The organism is Enterococcus sp. AZ104 (genome assembly GCF_050546705.1).
Classification (GTDB): Bacteria; Bacillota; Bacilli; order Lactobacillales; family Enterococcaceae; genus Enterococcus; species Enterococcus faecalis.
In genome coordinates this window covers 2,345,954-2,366,242 of sequence record NZ_CP172952.1, presented here as the reverse complement: position 1 = coordinate 2,366,242, position 20,289 = coordinate 2,345,954, and the positions used below count along the sequence as shown (strand labels likewise).

General features: G+C 30.3%; 28 protein-coding genes and 2 pseudogenes. 23 read left to right on the top strand and 7 right to left on the bottom strand.

Features of this window, described 5'->3' with window-relative positions; all coding sequences use genetic code 11:
• Positions 1-15 precede the first annotated feature (15 nt).
• Positions 16-342, bottom strand: a pseudogene (locus IGJ37_RS11360) (ImmA/IrrE family metallo-endopeptidase); the annotation flags it as partial.
• Positions 339-485: pseudogene (locus tag IGJ37_RS11355) on the bottom strand (helix-turn-helix domain-containing protein); the annotation flags it as partial. The pseudogenes IGJ37_RS11355 and IGJ37_RS11360, both read right to left, overlap by 4 nt.
• Before the next feature lie 347 nt (positions 486-832).
• On the opposite strand from IGJ37_RS11355, the gene IGJ37_RS11350 reads away from it, so the two are divergent.
• The 5 genes from IGJ37_RS11350 to IGJ37_RS11330 all read left to right on the top strand — a co-directional run bounded on the left by IGJ37_RS11350 (position 833) and on the right by IGJ37_RS11330 (position 5,015).
• Positions 833-1,018 (top strand): helix-turn-helix domain-containing protein, encoded by a 186-nt coding sequence (locus tag IGJ37_RS11350; RefSeq protein ID WP_142477214.1) that lies wholly within the window; start codon positions 833-835, stop codon positions 1,016-1,018.
• 113 nt (positions 1,019-1,131) lie between these two features.
• Positions 1,132-1,458, top strand: a complete 327-nt coding sequence (locus IGJ37_RS11345; protein WP_002365226.1) for a hypothetical protein — start codon at positions 1,132-1,134, stop codon at positions 1,456-1,458.
• 583 nt (positions 1,459-2,041) lie between these two features.
• Positions 2,042-2,455, top strand: a complete 414-nt coding sequence (locus IGJ37_RS11340) for a DUF2177 family protein (RefSeq protein ID WP_142477127.1) — start codon at positions 2,042-2,044, stop codon at positions 2,453-2,455.
• The gene (locus tag IGJ37_RS11335; RefSeq protein ID WP_142477126.1) at positions 2,455-4,245 is read left to right on the top strand and encodes a DegV family protein; all 1,791 of its coding nucleotides are present in this window, start codon (positions 2,455-2,457) and stop codon (positions 4,243-4,245) included. The genes IGJ37_RS11340 and IGJ37_RS11335 overlap by 1 nt, the downstream gene beginning before the upstream one ends.
• Positions 4,242-5,015 (top strand): DUF1295 domain-containing protein, encoded by a 774-nt coding sequence (locus IGJ37_RS11330; protein WP_174113029.1) that lies wholly within the window; start codon positions 4,242-4,244, stop codon positions 5,013-5,015. The genes IGJ37_RS11335 and IGJ37_RS11330 overlap by 4 nt, the downstream gene beginning before the upstream one ends.
• 315 nt (positions 5,016-5,330) lie before the next feature.
• On the opposite strand, the gene IGJ37_RS11325 is transcribed toward IGJ37_RS11330, so the two are convergent.
• Positions 5,331-6,938 carry a MucBP domain-containing protein gene (locus IGJ37_RS11325; protein ID WP_142477124.1) on the bottom strand — a complete coding sequence of 536 codons (1,608 nt, stop codon included), beginning with the start codon at positions 6,936-6,938 and terminating at the stop codon, positions 5,331-5,333.
• Between the two features lie 397 nt (positions 6,939-7,335).
• On the opposite strand from IGJ37_RS11325, the gene IGJ37_RS11320 reads away from it, so the two are divergent.
• A complete protein-coding gene (locus tag IGJ37_RS11320) occupies positions 7,336-8,667 on the top strand; it encodes an FAD-dependent oxidoreductase (RefSeq protein WP_174115031.1) in 1,332 nt (443 codons plus the stop codon).
• A gap of 37 nt (positions 8,668-8,704) precedes the next feature.
• Here IGJ37_RS11320 and IGJ37_RS11315 read toward each other — a convergent pair whose 3' ends face one another.
• From IGJ37_RS11315 to IGJ37_RS11305, 3 genes are read right to left on the bottom strand one after another with little or no spacing between them, the layout of a single operon-like run.
• The gene (locus tag IGJ37_RS11315) at positions 8,705-9,040 is read right to left on the bottom strand and encodes a winged helix-turn-helix transcriptional regulator (protein ID WP_002402309.1); all 336 of its coding nucleotides are present in this window, start codon (positions 9,038-9,040) and stop codon (positions 8,705-8,707) included.
• A 38-nt stretch (positions 9,041-9,078) separates the two neighbouring features.
• The gene (locus tag IGJ37_RS11310; protein ID WP_174112997.1) at positions 9,079-9,732 is read right to left on the bottom strand and encodes an ImmA/IrrE family metallo-endopeptidase; all 654 of its coding nucleotides are present in this window, start codon (positions 9,730-9,732) and stop codon (positions 9,079-9,081) included.
• Positions 9,729-10,112 (bottom strand): helix-turn-helix domain-containing protein, encoded by a 384-nt coding sequence (locus tag IGJ37_RS11305; RefSeq protein WP_010824178.1) that lies wholly within the window; start codon positions 10,110-10,112, stop codon positions 9,729-9,731. Before IGJ37_RS11305 ends, IGJ37_RS11310 begins: the two co-directional genes overlap by 4 nt.
• Positions 10,113-10,849: 737 nt before the next feature.
• On the opposite strand from IGJ37_RS11305, the gene IGJ37_RS11300 reads away from it, so the two are divergent.
• The 3 genes from IGJ37_RS11300 to IGJ37_RS11290 all read left to right on the top strand — a co-directional run bounded on the left by IGJ37_RS11300 (position 10,850) and on the right by IGJ37_RS11290 (position 11,929).
• Positions 10,850-11,101, top strand: a complete 252-nt coding sequence (locus tag IGJ37_RS11300; protein ID WP_033596700.1) for a hypothetical protein — start codon at positions 10,850-10,852, stop codon at positions 11,099-11,101.
• An 85-nt stretch (positions 11,102-11,186) separates the two neighbouring features.
• Positions 11,187-11,513, top strand: a complete 327-nt coding sequence (locus tag IGJ37_RS11295) for a hypothetical protein (RefSeq protein WP_048949394.1) — start codon at positions 11,187-11,189, stop codon at positions 11,511-11,513.
• Positions 11,513-11,929, top strand: a complete 417-nt coding sequence (locus IGJ37_RS11290) for a DUF961 family protein (protein WP_002365225.1) — start codon at positions 11,513-11,515, stop codon at positions 11,927-11,929. Before IGJ37_RS11295 ends, IGJ37_RS11290 begins: the two co-directional genes overlap by 1 nt.
• Before the next feature lie 169 nt (positions 11,930-12,098).
• Here IGJ37_RS11290 and IGJ37_RS11285 read toward each other — a convergent pair whose 3' ends face one another.
• Positions 12,099-12,287, bottom strand: coding sequence for a hypothetical protein (locus tag IGJ37_RS11285; RefSeq protein ID WP_002365223.1), 189 nt, complete (start codon positions 12,285-12,287; stop codon positions 12,099-12,101).
• 231 nt (positions 12,288-12,518) lie between these two features.
• On the opposite strand from IGJ37_RS11285, the gene IGJ37_RS11280 reads away from it, so the two are divergent.
• The 14 genes from IGJ37_RS11280 (at position 12,519) to IGJ37_RS11215 (ending at position 20,203) form a co-directional block, all read left to right on the top strand.
• Entirely contained in the window at positions 12,519-12,743 is a 225-nt protein-coding gene (locus IGJ37_RS11280; protein WP_002365222.1) for a hypothetical protein, read from the top strand.
• Positions 12,744-12,769: 26 nt separating this feature from the next.
• Positions 12,770-12,922 carry a DUF6906 family protein gene (locus IGJ37_RS11275; protein WP_002399525.1) on the top strand — a complete coding sequence of 51 codons (153 nt, stop codon included), beginning with the start codon at positions 12,770-12,772 and terminating at the stop codon, positions 12,920-12,922.
• Positions 12,923-13,010: 88 nt separating this feature from the next.
• The gene (locus tag IGJ37_RS11270) at positions 13,011-13,172 is read left to right on the top strand and encodes a hypothetical protein (protein WP_227266067.1); all 162 of its coding nucleotides are present in this window, start codon (positions 13,011-13,013) and stop codon (positions 13,170-13,172) included.
• 39 nt (positions 13,173-13,211) lie between these two features.
• Positions 13,212-13,535 carry a hypothetical protein gene (locus tag IGJ37_RS11265; RefSeq protein ID WP_142477232.1) on the top strand — a complete coding sequence of 108 codons (324 nt, stop codon included), beginning with the start codon at positions 13,212-13,214 and terminating at the stop codon, positions 13,533-13,535.
• A 59-nt stretch (positions 13,536-13,594) separates the two neighbouring features.
• A complete protein-coding gene (locus IGJ37_RS11260; RefSeq protein ID WP_002399122.1) occupies positions 13,595-13,927 on the top strand; it encodes a nucleotidyltransferase family protein in 333 nt (110 codons plus the stop codon).
• A complete protein-coding gene (locus IGJ37_RS11255; RefSeq protein ID WP_002365216.1) occupies positions 13,911-14,279 on the top strand; it encodes a HepT-like ribonuclease domain-containing protein in 369 nt (122 codons plus the stop codon). Before IGJ37_RS11260 ends, IGJ37_RS11255 begins: the two co-directional genes overlap by 17 nt.
• Entirely contained in the window at positions 14,280-15,788 is a 1,509-nt protein-coding gene (locus tag IGJ37_RS11250) for an FtsK/SpoIIIE domain-containing protein (RefSeq protein ID WP_033640558.1), read from the top strand. It begins immediately after the preceding gene.
• 18 nt (positions 15,789-15,806) lie between these two features.
• Positions 15,807-16,073 carry a hypothetical protein gene (locus tag IGJ37_RS11245; RefSeq protein ID WP_002399522.1) on the top strand — a complete coding sequence of 89 codons (267 nt, stop codon included), beginning with the start codon at positions 15,807-15,809 and terminating at the stop codon, positions 16,071-16,073.
• Entirely contained in the window at positions 16,074-16,370 is a 297-nt protein-coding gene (locus IGJ37_RS11240; RefSeq protein WP_002365214.1) for a hypothetical protein, read from the top strand.
• A gap of 21 nt (positions 16,371-16,391) precedes the next feature.
• A complete protein-coding gene (locus tag IGJ37_RS11235) occupies positions 16,392-16,907 on the top strand; it encodes a hypothetical protein (RefSeq protein WP_048949396.1) in 516 nt (171 codons plus the stop codon).
• 24 nt (positions 16,908-16,931) lie between these two features.
• Positions 16,932-17,357, top strand: a complete 426-nt coding sequence (locus tag IGJ37_RS11230; RefSeq protein ID WP_002399125.1) for a hypothetical protein — start codon at positions 16,932-16,934, stop codon at positions 17,355-17,357.
• Between the two features lie 304 nt (positions 17,358-17,661).
• Positions 17,662-18,945: a replication initiation factor domain-containing protein gene (locus IGJ37_RS11225; protein ID WP_100966732.1), complete on the top strand. Its 1,284-nt coding sequence runs from the start codon at positions 17,662-17,664 to the stop codon at positions 18,943-18,945.
• Positions 18,946-19,022: 77 nt separating this feature from the next.
• Positions 19,023-19,637, top strand: coding sequence for a hypothetical protein (locus IGJ37_RS11220; protein ID WP_010815398.1), 615 nt, complete (start codon positions 19,023-19,025; stop codon positions 19,635-19,637).
• Positions 19,637-20,203: a hypothetical protein gene (locus IGJ37_RS11215; RefSeq protein ID WP_100966731.1), complete on the top strand. Its 567-nt coding sequence runs from the start codon at positions 19,637-19,639 to the stop codon at positions 20,201-20,203. The genes IGJ37_RS11220 and IGJ37_RS11215 overlap by 1 nt, the downstream gene beginning before the upstream one ends.
• Positions 20,204-20,289: the final 86 nt, after the last annotated feature.

The following is a 20,289-nucleotide window of genomic DNA, read 5'->3' as shown; positions in this document are numbered from 1 at the left end:
TTATTCTATTTATTAATCTTCTGGAAAGTAGCCATTTTCTAAGATCATGTCAGAAAAAGTGTGAGTATTGCTATTAATCTTAGGAATATCTATGTAGTAATGTGTGACTTCATGCATTTTAGTAAAATTTTTTCGTTCTAACATTAATTCTTTATTAGTTGTAATAATAACTTCATTGTACACTTTAGAAGTTGAACCAAGCATTCGTCTTCTAAGCTGTTTTTGAAAAGTATATTCAACAAATTCAACGTCTTCAACTTCTTTTATTAATTCGTTTGAAAGATTAAATACTTCAAAATAGAGTTCTTTACTAATAAAATCCACCAACAACAGTCCAATCAATCTTTTTTGTTATGTTCCTTTTTTTCTTTTGCTTTTTTTATAAGAAAATCCTGAAAATCAATTAATTCTTCTTCTAGTTCTTCTATGTCATCAATGTCCATATTAGAAGTATTTAAACGAAAATGTGAGATAATGTTTTGACCTGTACCGTTTGAATCTTCTGATGGTAAGGAAGGGTTCTTAGTTCTACCTTGTAGTAGAAAGAGTGATTTTGACAGATTTTGCTTATGCGCAAAGGTTTTAGTTCAGTAGAATTGATTAAAAATGGCTTGAAATTATACAAACTGTGATAAAGATGTGATAATTTTATTACAAGAAGTAACTTTTAGTAGTTTAAAAAAACATTTTTATTTTTAGAAGAGAAGCAGGTATAAATTAAACATACATAAGTTTTAAATTCTATGAATAAATAAGTACAAATTTCCTTCTGTTTTTTAGTGATAAAATATGATTTGAAAAGTATTAATAATTAGAAAGGGTAGAATAAATTATGGAAAAAAAGCAAATAAATACATTAGTGAAGCAGTTAAGAATGGATTTTGGATTAAAGAAAAAAGAAGCAAGAACAGGAGTAATGGAAGCAGCAGCATATTCACGTCTTGAGAATGGAAAAAAATCGATAGATTTTACAACTTTACTTGCTATATTGAGTAATCTAAATGACAGGTTATCATGAACCTTGTCAAGTTATGTTTTTTAGCTAGTAAGAAGAATTGCATAAAGAGAGAAAGGCAGTCAGCTGTTGACTGTTTATTTTTGTATAAAAATTAGTGAAAGAAGGAAATTATTTTGGCAAATAGAATTCAAGAAATTGCATTAAGTGATAAAAATTTAGGAAGTAAAATTAAAGCTGTTTATAAAACAGAACGTGATATTTATGTAAATGGGGCACCTGTTCGTGGTCGTGTGTTTACCGCTTCAAGCGAAAAGCAACGTGATTTTGAAATTTTTGTTCCTCATTTGCGAAACTCACAAATGTTGAATGGCCGTGAAGAAGTAAAATTAATTGATCCAGTAGCACGAATCAATGTAAAACGGAATAACATTGGTAATAGCCGCTCAATTGACATGGTAGTTTATGCAAAACGTTTAGAAGTAGTTGGAGGTAATAAATAAATAGATAAGAGTTTAAATGTGTATAGAGATAAAAATAGATGTGAATTTAGTGTTTGAGTTAAAAAGATATATGTAAATGTCCAATTGTATTAATAAATTAGTATAGGACGTAAATTGAAATCATTTATAATCTATATATAATGAATTGAAAAAGATAGCTAAATTTTTCGAAGTTAAATAGTGGATTAGTTTTGGCTCAACAATTATAATATATTAATAATTATTATTTTTTTAAATTTAAAAATGGAAACGAGGATTAAAAATTTGTAGTAAAAAAACTAATAGAGCCTCGCACGATAAATACAAATCTTTTTTTCAGAAAAGAATATGATTTGTGGGTAATTATTATAATAAGAAAAGATTATATTGAATTTCCATTTTATATAGAATGTAATTGTGGACAATTAGCGGAAATAGTTCCTCATAAATATAAAGAATATGAATGTTCAAGATGTGGATGTTATTTTAAACGAGTAGTAGGAGGGTATATAGAAATAAAAAAAATGTCAAGTTTTTAAATGTATGACTATAGTAGTTTATGGTGTATAAGAGTGAGTAATTTTAAAAAGGAGGGTATAGTATGATACATCAATATTTAAAAATTTTTATTTTAAGTGCAATTGTATTTTTAGTTTTTGATTTATTTTGGTTATTGGTGGTTTCAAAAAGGATGTACCAACAATTTATTGGTCATTTAATGGGAGATGTGCGTATATTTCCAGCAATTATTTTTTATGTAATTTATGTTGTTGGGGTAACAGTTTTTGTTTTGATTCCTGGGATAGAACGAAATCATTTAGGTTATCTATTATTATCTGGCGCTTTTTTTGGTTTTGTTTGTTATGCAACATACGATTTAACTAATTTAGCTACATTAAAAAATTGGCCAGTCTTAATGACTGTTATCGATCTTATCTGGGGAAGCTTTGTGACTATGGCTACAGTAGGGATTGTTTATTTTATAAATCTCAAGTTTTTTGAAGGGTCAGGTATATAATGATAACGTTGGAAAAATACCGTCTTATGAAAAGTATATTTTGCGGTGCGGAATTAGTTATAGAGAATAAAGAAGAGTTAAACAAAATAAATGTTTTTCCAGTAGCTGATGGAGATACTGGAAGCAATTTAGCCTCTTTGATGCATTCGATATTAAATAATGTAGCACCTCAACCTGATTCAATACAGAGCTTATTAAGTGATATTTCAGAGGCTGCTCTAATTGGAGCAAGGGGAAACTCAGGTTTGATTTTTGCGCAATATTTAAATGCTTTAGCAGAAAATTATTCCAAGGTTGATAATTCAACGAGTAACTTTGTGAATTCTCTTAAAGCAGCATCATTAAAAGCATATGAAGCTGTTATGGATCCTAAAGAAGGAACTATTCTTTCTGTTATTAGATTATGGTCTGACACATTAGAAAAAGAGTTTTTTAAAACAAAATCTTTTTCAGAGGCGCTTGTGAAAGCCCTTCAAGTGACAGAGAGAGCAGTTGAAGATACAAAATTTCAATTATCTGTATTGAAAAAAAATAATTTAGTGGATTCTGGAGCAAAGGGATTTTATTATTTTATTTTTGGATTTACAAAGGAGTACTGTGAAAAAAAAGAAAATTTTTATGATTCGAATCCTTATCTTGTAAGCACAGGAGTAAATAAAAACTTATTGCATAGAATAACGGATAAACCAGAATATCGTTTCTGTGCAGAATTTATTTTAAACGAAGTGCAAATCACAACAGAAGATATGCGAAAAAGATTAAAATATCAAGGAGATTCTTTAATTGTAATTGGTAATCAAAAGAAATCTAAAATTCATATTCATACAAATTCACCAAAAAATGTATTAAAAATCCTAGAAAAATTTGGAGAAGTTACTTATCAAAAAGTAGATGATATGTTAATGCAATATTTAGTTACAAAAAAAAGAAAATCTCCTATTGCAATTGTGACTGATTCTATTGCAGATTTACCAAGTAGTTATCTTCTGGAACATCAAGTACATTGCTTACCCATCAATATACTAAGTGATAACCAAGTTTTTTTAGATAAGCTAACTTTAGATGCAAAATTAATTAAAGAGAAGATAGTAAATAAGCAAAATCTTAGTACAGCACAACCTACCATTCCATCCGTGGATGCATTACTTTCTTTTTTGGAAGATAAATATGAACATGTATTAGTTTTAACCGTTTCTTCAGAACTCAGTGGAACATATCAATTAATTGCGCAGAGAATAAAAGAAATGGGATTATCAGAAAAATGGATCAAGCTGATAGATTCTAAAACTAATTCTGTAGCTCAAGGACTTTTAGTGAAGAGGGCGGTATCACTAATTGAAAAAAATATTGAATTTGAAATTATAGTTAAAAAATTGAAGAATCTTCGCTCAAAAACATTTATTTATGTTGCTGTGGCAGACTTAGAGCCGATGATTCAATCCGGTAGAATACCTCAAAAATTAGGAAGAGTATTAAAGAAGCTATCAGTTGTTCCAATCGTTAGTTTAGATAAATCTGGTCGGGGCGTTTTAAAGGGAATTTATTTAAACCAGAAACATAGTACTAACAAAATTACAAAAATAATTTCTGGTTTAGTAGAAAAGCATGAATTAGAAGAAGTAGCAATTGCGCATGTTTCTTCTTATGAAAATGCGAAAATGCTTTCGGATAAAGTTGAAATAATAACAGGTAAACCATGCGATGTCATAGATAGTTCTGCAGCAATAGCTATTAGTGCGGGTATAGGTAGCATTGCAATTGCGGGTATAAAGAAGGAGGAAAACGAATGATTTATTTAACAATTGGAATAGTGTTATTAATATATTTTTTAATATGGTTTGCAATTTCAACTTATAAGAAAAATTATGGATTGGTAGATATTGCATGGGGAGGAGGATTTGTTGTTGTCGCATGGACATGTTATTTAAAAACAGGAGTACATTCTAATCAGTCAATAATTATTTTAGCGTTAGTAACTATATGGGGCATTAGGTTGATTTGGCATTTAGCAAGAAGAAATTGGAATAAGCCCGAAGATTATCGGTACGTAAACATGAGAAAACGTTGGGGGAACCATTATGTTTATTTAAAAGCTTTTCTGAATGTATTTTTGTTACAAGGCATATTACTGTGTATTATTGCATTACCTGTGATTCAAGCATTTTTTAATAGAGAAACTACTTTTAAATGGTGGCAATATTTAGGTATAATTATCTGGATAATAGGTTTCGTTTTTGAGTTTTTAGGAGATTATCAATTAGAGAAGTTCAAAAAAAATCCTGAAAACAAGGGGAAATTATTAACTACAGGATTGTGGTCCTTAACACGCCATCCTAATTATTTTGGTGAGGCAACCAGTTGGTGGGGGATTTTCCTTTTATCTATGAGTAGTATAAATGAAATTTGGCTGATTGTAAGCCCGCTTGTTATTACGTTATTATTGCTTTTCGTTTCTGGTGTTCCGTTATTGGAGGAAAAATATAAAGATCGTTTAGATTTTCAAGAATATGCAGAACGAACTGCTAAATTTTTTCCTTTTATTGGGAAAAAAGGAGTATAAGTTTTTTAACTTATTTTTCTAATTTTTATAGGGTTAATAGTTGTTAGATAAATAAATTAATTATATAATTGATTTTAAGATTAAGGGTCAGTAGCTCACTTGGGAGATAGTGCAGGTTCAAATCCTGCTTGGCCCATTAAAAACAATAGATTTCTGTGATGATTTTTTTGATTTTAAGTAGTATATTATTTTTATTGCATTTAACTTAATAGAAATTAAAAGGTAAGTAAGGCATATTATAAGAAATAAAAAGCAGTCTCCCCGAAAGGATTTCTTTAAGAAAGAGATCCTTTCGGGGAGACTGCTTTTTATTATTTACGCCCAAGATAAATCTTTAAAAGTATATTCAATAGTTAAATTAGTCTCTTTCAAAACGCCTGATGTTAATTCAGGGTCATTAGCAACTAATTCGTAATCTCCCCATGCTAGACGTTCACCCGTGTTTATGGAATAACATTCATAGGTTATTTTTGAATAAACAGTATATTCTGAACCAACATTAGTTGATATTGTTTCGTCTGATATAGTGGTGTCTTTATCAATTTCTTCAGTTTTTAATATATTACCTGTTTTGTCATAATAGGTTACCTTATAAAAATTAGGTTTAATATATCCTCTATCCGTAGCGTTGATAAAACCTGACTGTTTTAAGGTTATGTTTCCTAGAACAGGTTCTTTTTTATAAATAAATACTACAGTTTGAGCTTCATTCAAATAAGTACCCGTAATAGAACCCTGAACAGTATCAAAAGTATACCCCTCAAAAGTCTTTTTGTTCGCAGTGTAAGAATCACCAATAGCACCAGTCAAAATAATATCATCAGATAATTTATTGCCGTCTGTATCTTGATAACTAACAGTTACAGTGCTTGTTGGTATAGGATTTTTTTCAAAAATAAAAGTAACAGTTTGTGGGGTTTCTTCAAATTTACCAGATATATTTCCTATAACATTTTTGAAAGTATATCCCTCAAAAATCTTTTTGTCCGCAGTGTAAGAATCACCAATAGCACCAGTCAAAGTAATATCATCAGATAATTTATTGCCGTCTGTATCTTGATAACTAGCAGTTACAGTACTTGTAGGTATAGGACTTTTTTCAAAAATAAAAGTAACAGTTTGTGGGGCTTCTGTAAAGCTACCAGATGTATTTCCTATAACATTTTTGAAAGTGTACCCCTCAAAAGATTTTTGTTCGGCGGCATAAGAATCACCAATATTTCCTTTTAAAATAATATCTTTAGAAAGAGTATCCCCATTAGAATCTTTATATTTTACAATAACCTGACCTTCTTTTACAAAAGGCTTATTGTCGTTTGAATACGTGTGAAGATAACCAATATATTTATATCCTGCCAAATCTACATTTGGAGTATAATTAGATCCTTTAGTTAGTATAGTTGAGTCAACAGTTGGTAGTATACCTTCATCTGCGTGTGCCTCATCATAATTGGTAAAGAAATTGCTTCCGCCTAAAACAATTAATAATGATAGAAAAGTTTTTAAATGTTTCCTTTTCCAAATTAATAAAAACAATACTAAAACTAATACGGAAAAACCAAGTAGTGAAATTAATATATTATTTTTCATAGCTCCAGTTTTTGGTAAAGTGTTTGAAGAAGTCTTACTTATTTTTTGAGGTAATTCTAACTTAGTATTATTTGTGGGTAGTATTGAATTAGTAGCAGAATCTGCTTTTTTAAAAACTAACTTAAAATTTTCTTTGTCATGAGTGACAGAACTAGTAGGTACTTTTTCAATAAGATTTTCTTGTTCAATTGAGGTTAAATTATCGTATAACGTGTATTCTGTAGTAACAAGTGAATTATTACCTGAAGCGTGTACATTTGTAAAAGATATACCGAAAGATAACGTAGTGAATATAAAGGTAAGAAATACAACTTTAAAAAAATTATTACGCATAATAATCGTCCTTTCTATTTTAATTTATTGTATTTAGAGAAGTATAGCATATTGTGAACAAAATGTGAAAAAATAAATCTGTTATTTTTTTGGTGTAAAAATCTTTTTTTAAAATATTTAATATAATTACACTTGTTATTTTAAGTTTGTTATTTTTAAATAATTAGCATGTAAAATGTTTAAATTCACAAATAATTCACAATGTAATTTTTAATCTTTATTCTTTTATTTTAAAACAGATTTTGATAAGAGATAAACTGAAACTGTAAAAGGAAATTCAAAAAAAGTAAGAGCAATTTTTTACAGTATTATTTGCATTAATTGGTTACTTTAAAGTAACTAATTGATAGCTTGAACAATAACTAATAAAATTACTTTATGAAAGGAAGTGATTGTTATGAAAAAATATAAGAATGTCATTATCGGTTTTGGAAAGGGAGGGAAAACACTAGCAAAAGAAATTGCTATGCGTGGTGAAGAGGTATTGATGATTGAAGAATCTGAACTAATGTATGGAGGGACATGCATTAATGTAGGATGTATACCTTCAAAATCTTTAATAATTAATGGAGAAAAACATGTAGATATGTCAACGGCGCATTCAATAAAAAATAGTTTGACAAGTAAGTTGAGAGAAAAAAATTACAATAACCTTTTTGAAGAAGAGAATATAACTATTTTAAATGGAAAAGCTAAATTTTTATCAGATAAAATCATACAAATCACTAAGACAGATAATACGAAAATCCAAGTTGAAGGTGAACGTATTTTTATTAATACGGGCTCAAAAGCTATCAAATTACCTATAGATGGGTTAAATAAAAGTAAAAATGTTTTAGATTCTACAACTGCTATGGAACAAGTAATAGCACCAGAAAAAATAGTTATTATAGGTGCTGGTTACATTGGGTTAGAATTTGCATCAATGTTTAATTCTTATGGAAGCAAAGTTAGTATTTTAGATGCTAGCTCTGAATTTTTACCTAGAGAAGATGAAGATATCTCAACATTAATATATAAAGATTTTTTAGATAAGGGAATTGATATTCAGTTAGGCGTATCTATAAACCATATCATAGATAAGGATAATTATACTGAAGTAATATATACTCAAGCTGGTAAAATAAAGAAAGTAGAAGTGTCTAAATTGCTTGTAGCTACAGGTAGAAAACCTAATACAGATACCTTAGGATTAGAAAACACAAATATAAAAACGGATAGTCATGGGGCTATTGTTGTAGATGAATTTTTAAAAACATCTGTGGAAAATATTTGGGCAATAGGCGATGTAAAAGGGGGTCTACAATTTACCTATATTTCTTTAGATGATTATAGAATAATAGTGGATTATCTTTATGGTGACAAAAAGAGAAATACTATGAATAGAGGTAATATACCGTACAGTGTATTTATAACACCACCTTTTTCAAGTGTTGGAATAAAAGAAAAAGAGCTAGAAAAAAGCAAAGTAAACTATAAAGTTTTTAGTTTACCTGTAAAATCTATACCTAAAGCCCATATTATTGATCAGACAGTAGGAATTTTTAAAGTAATAATAGATGCAGAAACTGAAAAGATTTTGGGAGCTTCTTTATATGGTGCAGAATCTCATGAATTAATAAATCTTATTTCGTTGGCAATGGATTTTAATATGGACTATAAAGTATTACGTGATAGAGTGTATACCCATCCTACTATGTCGGAATCTTTAAATGATTTACTAAAATAAAAAATTGAAGTTCATTTCTATAGTTATGAAATGAACTTCAATTTTTTAGATTTGTACAATCTAATTCTCTTTGACCCCATAATTTCATCTGTAAAACAATAGTTGCTAAATCTTTTCCCTTTTCAGACAAATAATAAGTAGACGAAGTAGTATTATTGAAAACTTCTTTTTCATTCTTAACAATTTCATTGTCTTCCAAAAGTTTTAGTTGCTGTTTGATCATTTTTGGAGAACTATTCGGAAGCAATCGGCAAATTTCTCCAAAGCGCATAGATCCTCCGTTTAGGGATTCTATTATTTGGGGAATCCACTTTTTTCCAAGTATATTAGATAAAGCCTCTACAGGGCATTTTTTTTCTACGTTTTTATCCATTATGTAACACTCCTTTTATGAATAATTAAAAATAAAAACTAATTGAAAATAAATCTGTAGATATCAGTTTCTTTATGAAAGTAATAATTGTTAAAAAGTGTATTAGCGTGTGCAAAAGTACAATTATTTACATACATAAGATGCTCGATGAGTCTATTTCTTAATGCAGATTTGCTCATAAAAAAGTATTGTGCAATTTCTTCGAATGAATAAAATTTTTTTAATGCGTAAAATAATGCTTGGTCATTTGCCATTAACATGCTAGCACCGACATTAGCACGATATTCTTTTGGAAAATCTTCCATCAAATAACCATTTTTCAAAAGAATATCAGAAAAAGTATGGGTTGCATTATTAATTTTAGGTATATCTATGTAGTAATGCATAATCTCATGCATTTTAGTGAAATTTTTTCGTTCTAACATTAATTCCTTGTTTGTTGTTATAATGACTTCATTGTCTACTTTAGAAATTGAACCAAGCATCCGCCTTTTAAGTTGTTTTTGAAACGTGTATTCAACAAATTCAACATCTTCAACTTCTTTTACATATTTTTCAATATCAAAGCATTTAACTTGTTCAATATTTTTGGAAGAATAGTAGGATACTTCTTTTATTAATTCGTTTGAAAAATTAAATGCTTCAAAATAGAGTTCTTTACTAATAAAATTCACCAACAACAGTCCAATCAATCTTTTTTGTTACGTTTCTTTTTTTCTTTTGCTTTTTTTATAAGAAAATCTTGAAAATCGATTAATTCTTCTTCTAATTCTTCTATATCTTCTATGTCCATATCAGAAGTATTTAGACGAAAATGAGAAATGATATTTTTCCCAATTTTTTCCTTGTCGTTTAGATGTATTCTTTCCTCTGTTCTACCTAGTAAAAAATCGGTAGATACATCATATAGGGAAGCGATTTTTGATAGCATTTCCGAATCTGGTTCACGTGTTCCGTATTCCCAGTTTGCATAGGTTCCTAAGTTATTTAATCCTAGTTGTTTTGCAACATATGTTTTTGTCCACTCTTTTTCTTCTCTTAAAAGCTGTAGTCTTTTTGCTAATGGTTGCACTGGTTTTACCTCCTCTATAAGTACATTATAAACTTTTTGTGTATAAAATTGAGAAAGTTAAACAAAAAGTGTTGACATTTTATTTCAAAAGGTATATTCTTAATATAAGTTAAACGAAATGTTTAACTCGTCAATTAGATAAACAAAAAAGCGTTCACGAGAAGAAAATGAATTTCTGTTTCGCAAACACTTAAAGTAATACCTAGACAATATTATTTTAAGCGATTTGATGAAATAATACAAGAATGAAATTTTTGTTCGAGGTTATAAGTCTTGTTGAGGTGGTGTGTGCCAGCCGTTGAATGGGGCACAAGGTGGCAGTAGTATCTTTAAATAGAGCCATATTGATGACAGATTAGTGCCGAGCTGTCAGATTATTTCCGATAACCATGTCGTGAGACACGTTGGAAATAGTTGCTGAACTAGATTGAATAAAAAAATCTATGCAAGCTCAATAAAAGGAGGAGAGCTGTACACCGTATATTACAATACTATCTAATGTGCCGTTATGTGATGTAAGAGTCACTAGCCATTGAAGATGATTCTATGTATTGTGATGAACGTAAGAATCTAAAATTGAAATACAATTTAAGTTTTTATTTTTAATCGTGAAAAAGATTTTTTCTAAAAAAAATTCAATCTTAACTTTAGTAAGCACAATTGTATTATTTTAGTTGTACTTTTTTATTTTAAATGAAAGAACAGAATTTGTTATTAAGTGAATAAGGAGGATAAAAATGAAAGAAGAGCTATTACTTTTTGTTGAGAAGTTTGTTGAACGTATGAAACGACAGAAAAAAACTTTTTCTATTTCGGATATAGAAAAGAGCTATAACTTAGAACGTAAGAAGTTAGGTAAGAGTGCGGTTAAGTTAACAAACATGGAACGCTTAACAATTGAAAGTCGATTATTAAAAAATCAGATTTTACAACGAACATATAAAATGACAGGTTATCATGAACCTTGTCAAGTTATGTTTTTTAGCTAGTAAGAAGAATTGCATAAAGAGAGAAAGGCAGTCAGCTGTTGACTGTTTATTTTTGTATAAAAATTAGTGAAAGAAGGAAATTATTTTGGCAAATAGAATTCAAGAAATTGCATTAAGTGATAAAAATTTAGGAAGTAAAATTAAAGCTGTTTATAAAACAGAACGTGATATTTATGTAAATGGGGTACCTGTTCGTGGTCGTGTGTTTACCGCTTCAAGCGAAAAGCAACGTGATTTTGAAATTTTTGTTCCTCATTTGCGAAACTCACAAATGTTGAATGGCCGTGAAGAAGTAAAATTAATTGATCCAGTAGCACGAATCAATGTAAAACGGAATAACATTGGTAATAGCCGCTCAATTGACATGGTAGTTTATGCAAAACGTTTAGAAGTAGTTGGAGGTAATAAATAATGGGATTATCATTTGAAAATAACACGATTGAAAATTTTGATGTAGTAGGAACATTTGGTACGATGAATTTCTTAGAAGTAGTTGCAATTAATGAACGTGATGGTGAAGGAAATGTGACTGACGATGTTCGTGAACAACGAGTAACGGTTTATTCTAGCAAATTAAATGACCAAGTAGAAATTGCGATTGATCCAGATTATGATGTTAGTGGTATCAATTATGATGATGAGATCGAGTTGACTGGAAATGTAACGGCTCGTGGGTGGCTTAATGCTTATAAAGGTTTTAATGACAATGTACAAACAGAACAAGCATTTAAAGTCCGTGCAGTGGGTATTAAAAAAGTAGGAGCTGTTAAACCAGCGCAACCTACTCTACAAAAAGAAAATAAGAATCAAGTAAATGAGCAAAAATAAATGTTAGATTGAGGTAGATTAAATGAGCAAAAGAGAAGAATTAAAAAAATAGGTGATGAATTGTATAAAGTTTTGGCACAAAACAACGTTACCTTTGAACAAGCAAAAGTAACGCTAGATTATCTTTCAATTAAATTAGATTGTGAAATGAAACGAACAATGGTATCTCTTAAGACGTTGTAAAATAGAGAATACTTTTTTCAGGGATGTAGTATTGAATATTAGAACTGATAAACTCTAAAATTGTATCATCAATAATTGATTGGAATTTTTCAATTTTGAGTTTTTGGTTGTTGGTAAGAATAATTGTTACGGATTGCATGTCTATTTCACATGCTTTTTCAATTGTTTTTAGCATTATTATAGGACACCTCCTTTTGTTAATATTTTACCACTGAACCAGAAATTTCTGAAAAAATTAATTGGATGTGGGAATTGAAACGAAAGTAAATATCATATTCGGACGAACGGTGGCACCGTTTAACAGCTGTGAAGGGCATTCTAACGAGTGCCCTTTTTATTATTAATTTGTGTCAACAAGGTTTGTTAATAGACATTAATAATAAAAAATGAGGTGGTTAGTTAAAAGATGAATCGATTAGAGGAATTAATCAAGAACCCAACAAAATTCAATCTATCAAATGAAGCGATTGATTCATTAAGGGAATTATTTGTTACTTTTGAAACGAATCCATTTTTCCCAATGAGTCGATATGATTATGCTCGCAGATACTTAACACAACTATATTTTGCAGGCTTTATTAGTAGTGATTTAGTTCAAAGCATTTTGAGTGAGTTCAAAAAGAGTGGGTAAAGTTAATAAAAAATAGGAGTGATTGGATGAAGCAAGGGAAACGCCCAGTTAGAAAAGAAAAAGAGTTGTTGAAAAGTCGCAGATTGAATGCGAAGAATTGGTTAGTGGAAAGACGTTTGAAGAGTAGTGTTATTTTTCTTCATAAAGAAAGTGGTAATTTGAAAGAGATTTTTTATTAAGAAAGGAAAAATGTTAGTGGAAAAAAATAATGAAAGTACTAAATTATTGCAAAGAAAAATTAGGTATATGTGTGCGGTTGAAGGTGAAATGGAGTTTTATGTGTTACGTCCATTATTTACTGATGATGTTAATGTTCAAGCAGTAGTTATGACATTTCAAGATGTTTATGATAATTCTTTTTTCTATGAAGGTAGTGCAGAGGGATTATATCAAACGATTGTTCGGTGGATTGAAAAGAATATAGCTTAGTAATTAAATGTAAACTGAGAGGGGGTGTCTTGTAAGTTAATGAGTAGTCTGTCGGAAAAAATGGAGCATAAACAAGTAAGGTATCGAGCGTTTTTAGAAAGAAGATTTTATTCATACAGGAGGTGGCAAAGTTTTAATTATTACCGTGACTTGTACTTAAAATTATTTGATGAAACGAGTAATGGTCTTATTCAATTTTTATTACTAGATGATTCTTTTTTTGAAAGTGAACAAGCTGTTTTGAAATTGTTAGATAGTTTTTTGGATCAATTAGTTCGTGCGTACGATTTAAAGTTCCATGAAGATTTTGAAAAGAAAGTGTATTTTGAAGAATATCCATTAGGAATAAGTGAGGTAAATTGATTGTGATGGTTTGATGGCTTATAATGGCTTTAGAATAGACGTTAGAAGAGGTGAGACAAATGGTAATGACAATGAATGAAATTAAAGAGCGTGTGAAGCCAATAGCTGAAAGATACGAAATTCCTGTGATATATGTGTTTGGTTCTTATGCTAGAGATGAAGCGAAGGAATCAAGCGATATTGATTTTTTGGTTGGCACTACTGGTTTGCCAGAAAAATATCGGTGGTCTGTGTATAGTGATTTTTTCGATGAATTGAAGGAAGCCGTTGAACATGAGATCGATTTAGTAGAGCTTGAAGCATTTGAACAACCAATTGATTCAGAATACCAGAAAGAGTTTTACGATACTATGATGAAGGAGAAAGTTAAAGTATTTGAAAGAGAAAAATAGAGATATTCGTGTTCTCAAGGGAACATTGATTTATTGTGAAGATGTAAAATCGGCACTCAATCGTTGTAGCAGAAGCTTTGAAGTTTTCTCTCACGATAGAGTGTTTTTTCATGCAATCAGTATGTCTTGCATGCAGGTAGGAGAACTTGCTAACTCTTTTTCTGAAGGGTTTAAGGAAAGAAATAGTGGTGCGGTTGATTGGCGACAATTAAGGTCAATTAGAAATATTTTTGCACATGCGTATAGTAATATTAATAAACGGACTGTTTGGGAACTTGCAACAGTCTTTTTTCCTGTTTACGAAGAATTTTGTAGACAAGAATTAGCACGATTACAAAAAGAAGGTAGGTAAATGTTTAAAAAATTATTTAGATATAGAGGAAGGCGTATCCGTTATTCTTCAAGAAATTTGTTGGCACTCTATCGAGTGTTATTTTTTATGCCAATTTTTGTTTGTTTAGGCTATTTTGTGGGCTATAAATGGCTTTATCCATTGTATCTCTCAAATCCACCTGATTGGAAAATTTATATTGTGCCAGCGTTAATCATTGTAGGTGTTTCGATAGGTGCAATTGTGCTAATTACATTGCTTGTTAAGGCTTCAATTATCAATTCAGGCTATTTTTCTAAAGTAGAACAACGTCAAGTGTTAGCTCGTATGATTATTGACAATGGCTATTATACGAAGAAACAAGTGAAAAGTTCTGATGGTAAAACAAGAGAAAAAATCAAGTTTCCAAAAATTTATTATAAGTCTGAAAAAAATAGTATTTTCGTTTCATTTGAAACAGCAGGTAATAAGTTTCAAGAAAAATTTGAAACCATTGGTGGTTTTTTGGAAACAGCGTTTCATGCGGATAATTTAAGTCAGACTAGTGAAAAGGGATTTGTAATTTATGAGTTAGCAACTGATGTGTATAGTAAACGTATTTCCATTAGAGATATGCAAGCAGATAAAGGCAAAGTCCAGTTGATGAAAGGGTTATATTGGCATTTCGATAAAGACCCGCATATGTTGATTGGAGGAGGTACAGGTGGTGGTAAAACTTTTACCATTCTTTCTTTAATCTATGCTTTGTGTCGTGTGGGTGAAATAGAAATATGTGACCCAAAAAATTCAGATTTAATGGCACTAGGTAGATTGCCTTTATTTGAAGGAAAAGTTTATACAGGGAAAACGGATATTGTCAATTGTATTAAAAATGCAGTTCAGGAAATGGAAGATCGATTTAAAACTATCAATGAGAGTCCAAAATTTAAAATGGGTAAAAATTATGCCTATTACGGATTAAAACCAAAATTCATTGTCGTAGATGAATTTGCTGCATTTAAAGCAGAATTAGCGAATGACTATGCGACTGATGGTGATGTAGATGAATATTTAACTCAACTTATTTTGAAAGCTCGTCAAGCAGGGATTTTCTTTATTGTTGCAATGCAAAGACCAGATGGCGAGTTTATCAAAACGGCATTAAGAGATCAATTTATGTTTCGTATGTCTGTTGGCCGTTTATCAGAAACTGGTATTTTGATGATTTTCGGTGATGAAAATAAAAATAAAAAGTTTAAATATGTTGAAAAAGTCGATGGATTGAAAGTTTATGGACGTGGTTATGTTGCTTTAGGTGGTTCTGTCGCAAGGGAATTTTATAGCCCACAAGTACCACAAGATTTTGATTTCATTCAGGAATTTATCAAGATTTCTAAAGAGCTAGGATATGAAGATGTTTCAAAAGAAGTGCAAGAAGAAGTATCTCAAAAAATAGCTAAGCATGTAGATAAAGAAGCCCTTGCGGAAATTGATGAAGAGTTAGAAAAAGGTCAAGCAAAGTTAGCTAAGTTAAGTGAAAAATTTGAGTAATGAGGAAGGAGATTTTTATTGGATTCTAGCGAAATAATCAAACGTGTTAGAGAACGAGTGTATGTTGAAGTCAAGAAACGATATAAAAAGCCTGATTTAGATATACGTATTCGTGACATTCTGTATGAACAATCAGAAAGCTATGCAAAATTAGTGAGGTTTTCTAACGGAAAGCGAATAAAGAAATTAGCTGACCCTGTAGAGTTTGAAAAATTTATGGAAAATAGGGGGGCTAAAATTGTTGATGAAGTGATTGTTGGTTTAAATGAAAAAGGAGAAGTATAAATGGAATTTAAAAATAGTAATCAACTTATGGAATATTGGGAAACAAAAGTAAAGGAATTTGAAAAAGAACTTAATAGTGGAATTTCCCAATTGTCAAAAGAAGAGAGACAAGAATCATGTGTTGTTGAAGCAAAAAAATATTTAGAAGAAAAAAGAAAATATGCGAATAATCTTCATGCGTTATTTTATGTTGAAGGTAGTTATCAGAATTCTAATGAAGTAGATAGGAAATTTGATAGAGAATTCTATCCAGCGTTTTATTCGTTTTTAAGTGAAATTGATATTTTGGCTCATTAATAGAAAGGAATAGTGATTGGTATGAATGGTAAATTGACTCTTGAAGAGTTTTATAAAAAAATGTCTTCGGAAATTTATAGAAAAGTGAAATTAAAATACAAGAAAAAAGATTTAGATGATAGGTTTAGTCAGGTATTGCATAATTCGTCTTTTCGTTTTATTTATAGAAAATATCAGAATCGTCCTGATAGTTTACTTACTTATCAGGAAAGTGAAATGGAATTGGATAAAAATTTAGATGGTCTTGTCGATGAAGTATTAAAAGGATTAACAAATGTTCGTCAAATTGATTTTTCGGAATATCTGGAAACTGTCAAACGTGCAACATTTAAACGCTGTTCTGAAAAAACAACAAAGTATTTTTCTAGTCAAGATTTTAATTCTACTTTTAGAGAAGAATGTTTTGACTTTGTGAAGAGTGCTTTTAAAAGAGATTCAGACGGAGAAAGTGTTATTTGCTGTGATGATTTAGATATTTTAATGGAAATAGTAGTGAAGGATTGTGTTGAAAAAGTTATGCGTGTAATTAATAAGTAATGCAGGGGGAGCAGGTGAGTGAATATGTTCTCATTTAAAGAGGTGCTTTTTGAATTAGATAATGCTATTTCTTTGAAAACGTTGAAAAATTGGGCAAATAAAATTGAAAAATTAACAGATGTTCGATTTGTTCGCCAATACGCTAAAAATAAACAGGGTAGAAACTACTCGTATAAAGTTTTTAGTGGGAATCAAATTGAACAATTTAACGAATTAGTTCAATTAAGGAAACAAAATGTACCGTTAGAGCAGGCAATGATTGAGGTGTTCATGTCTGCAGAAGAAAAAGAAAGGCAACAAGTAATCTCCATTGCAAAAAAAGAATTTGAGGAAAATCAAATGTCAGTAAAAGAGCTTGTTGAATATACTAAAGAAGTTTTGACGGAAAATGCAGAGATAAAAAAACGATTGAAGGCATTGGAACTTAAAATGGAAATGTTGGTGAATTAGACTGGCAACCGCTAGGGATTGTTGCGTTCTTTGTAGATGGAATAGGGGCGGCGCCCCAAGGTGCCCGCCCCTATTCCATCGTTAACAAAAGTAGCAACGTATATCCCAAGTGTTGTTAGTCGTGAGGTGGGCTTGTCCCACCTCAAAAGTTTCTACCCCCGTTTTATAACATGGGGGTAGAATTTAACATACCATATAAAAAAGTTACTTAAACGCTATGTCCCACAAGGGATTGAGCGATTTTGTTTTTGTCACATTTTTTGACTAAAGTTGTCACATTTTTTTTGGAAGTAGGTTTAAAGCAGTGAGAGGTGTTGATTTAAAGCGATATAGAAAAGAGCTAAAATTAAAACAGCAAGAATTGGCAAGTAAATTAGGAATTGAGCGTTCGTTAATTTCAAAAATAGAATCTGGAAAACGTGTTATTTCTAAAGAGTTAGAACAAAAGATTATTGATGTGTTGAACTTAGATGGTGGGTATGCTTCGGTAGAAGCAAAAATTGACTTTTTGAGAATACGATTTAAGACATTAGATGTTCGGACAGTTGTTGAAAAGTTGTTGCATATGGATATGAACTGGTTTACTCATGAACCTAGAGGGTTTTATCATTATACTGAAACATTTTCGTATAGCTCTATTCGGATTTTTCGGAATCCAGAAAACGTGAATATGGGAATTATGTTGGACTTGTCTGGCGAAGGTTGTCGTCAATTAGAAGAAATTTTTGAAGAAGACAACAAGCGATCGTGGACAGAATTTTTTCGCTCACTCTATGATGATGATATTTTCGGGCAAGGTGTTTTAGTTGATACAAAAATAACTCGAATTGATATTGCTCTTGATGAATTGATTGTGAAAGAACAAGAAAATTTTGATTTATATGTTTTGAAAGAAAAAATGGAACAAGGGCTTGTGGATACCACTTTTAAGAATTTTGATTTTAGCGGGGGCTTTGCTTATGAAAATAAAAAAATGGTAAATAAAGGTTTGTCTCTTTATTTTGGTAGTCGTCAATCGCCATTGCATTTTAACTTTTACCAAAAAGATTATGAGTTAGCACGAAAAGAAAGTATAAGTGTTGAGGAAGCAAGAGAAAAACATGAAATTAAAAATCGGTACGAAATTCGCCTTTCTGATGAAAAGGCGTTTTTGTTTGTAGAATATTTTCTTTCTAGTGGTGAAACGTTGGATTGGCTAGTCAAGGAAATTATTAATCAATCTTTGACTGTCTATGACATTGAAGATGATATGAAAGTCTATTGCAAAGCTTGGTATGATGTTGTTGATAAATTGGAAGGTTTAAAATTGTCTGTTCAAGGTGAAAAACCGTCTATTGAGAAAACACTTCGGTGGTTATCAAATTATTTAGCCCCTTCATTAAAGATGATTAAAGAAATTGATCATTTGTTAGGAACAAATGAGCTGATGGAACGTATCGATTTAGCAGAATTAAAAGAGAAACATGAAGAAATAATTGAAATGGTCTGTGTTGATGCGAAAGATTTATTGTTTACCACTAATCAAAATAGCAGTGTTCGATCTTATATGGAACAAGAATTTGATTTGGAGGAAGTATATCCATTTTAAAGATTAAGTGGGATATAGATATAATTGATTCGTTATTTTAAATAGATATTAGTTTAGTTGAAAGGAATGTATGAATTATGAGTAGAGAATTTATTGAACGCAATACTAAAGTAGCAATTTCTATTACTGAAAAAATGAAAAAAGGCAAAAATGATCTACAAAAAACAAAAGAAAAAATTGTTCAATTAGATGAACAAGGGGAATTGACTATTCCTTATTTAAAGATTACTTTTGAAAAGCTCTCAGAATCAAATGAAGAGCTTTTAAAAGAAATTTCAAGATATGAATATACTTATGTGGTTCATGAAGCAGAAATGGCGGTTAAAGAGAAAGCAATTTGGGAAGAATTTTTCAGTATAAAAAAATTGTATGATAAAGAGCTTTCAGAATTTGCCAGTTTTAAAGAGAAGTATAAATATTTTGAGCCTAAAAATAGTGAAGAATTAAAAAAACAAGCTCGAGTGTTGCTAGAAAAGAAAGGGTATATTGTTGACAGTCCATTTGAAGGAGATTTTGAAAGATGGATTGGCGTTTATGCTAGACCTAAAGATAAACCAACTTATTTAGATCCAACGGATGGAGAAGAAGCTGGATTACAAGAATTGTACAGTGTAGATGGATTTAAGCAAGACTTTGCAGAATGGTTTGAGTTTGAAGTTGTGGAAGGGAAATTAAAGGAGGACATTTTGTAGTGAAAAAGATTTGGCAATTGGCATGTTTAGAAAATAATTATGATTCACACAGCTCTTATTTTCGGGATATGGTAAGATATTTTTCCTATACACTGTTAGCACTACTTTTATTCTTTTTAGGTTTGTATTTTAACATAGGTTGGGTAAGTGGTTTCTGTTTTGTAGGTTTGATACTTTTACCATATATGGGCTTTTTATCTCGTGATAATTATAGAGAATTTGCACCGAGGGTATGGAAAATAAGAGATGTTCGAGAGTTAGAAGAATTGTATCCTGTAGTTGTTGATAGAGTAAGGGATAGATTACTTTTTTATGAAAAGAAACTCTATTTAAAGGGAGATAGTTTGAAGCATGCAGATTCATTGAAAGAAGGTTTTGTTCTTTCAGAAATTTCTTTAGAAAATGAGTTGATTTTTAATGCTAGTATAGCAAAGAAAAGTTGTATAGTTGTTGAGGAGTATGTATATGAAAATGTAAATTTTAAAGAAGAATTCCAGAATAAAAAGAATCAAGAAGCTCCTGTATTACGCTATATAGTTTATACAAATAACTTTTTAAGTGAATAACTGTGGAAAGGTGAACCAATGAAGAAGATTCGTGGCTCTCCTATTTTTTTATGCAAAATCTAGGAGAAATGAAATAGAACTACAAA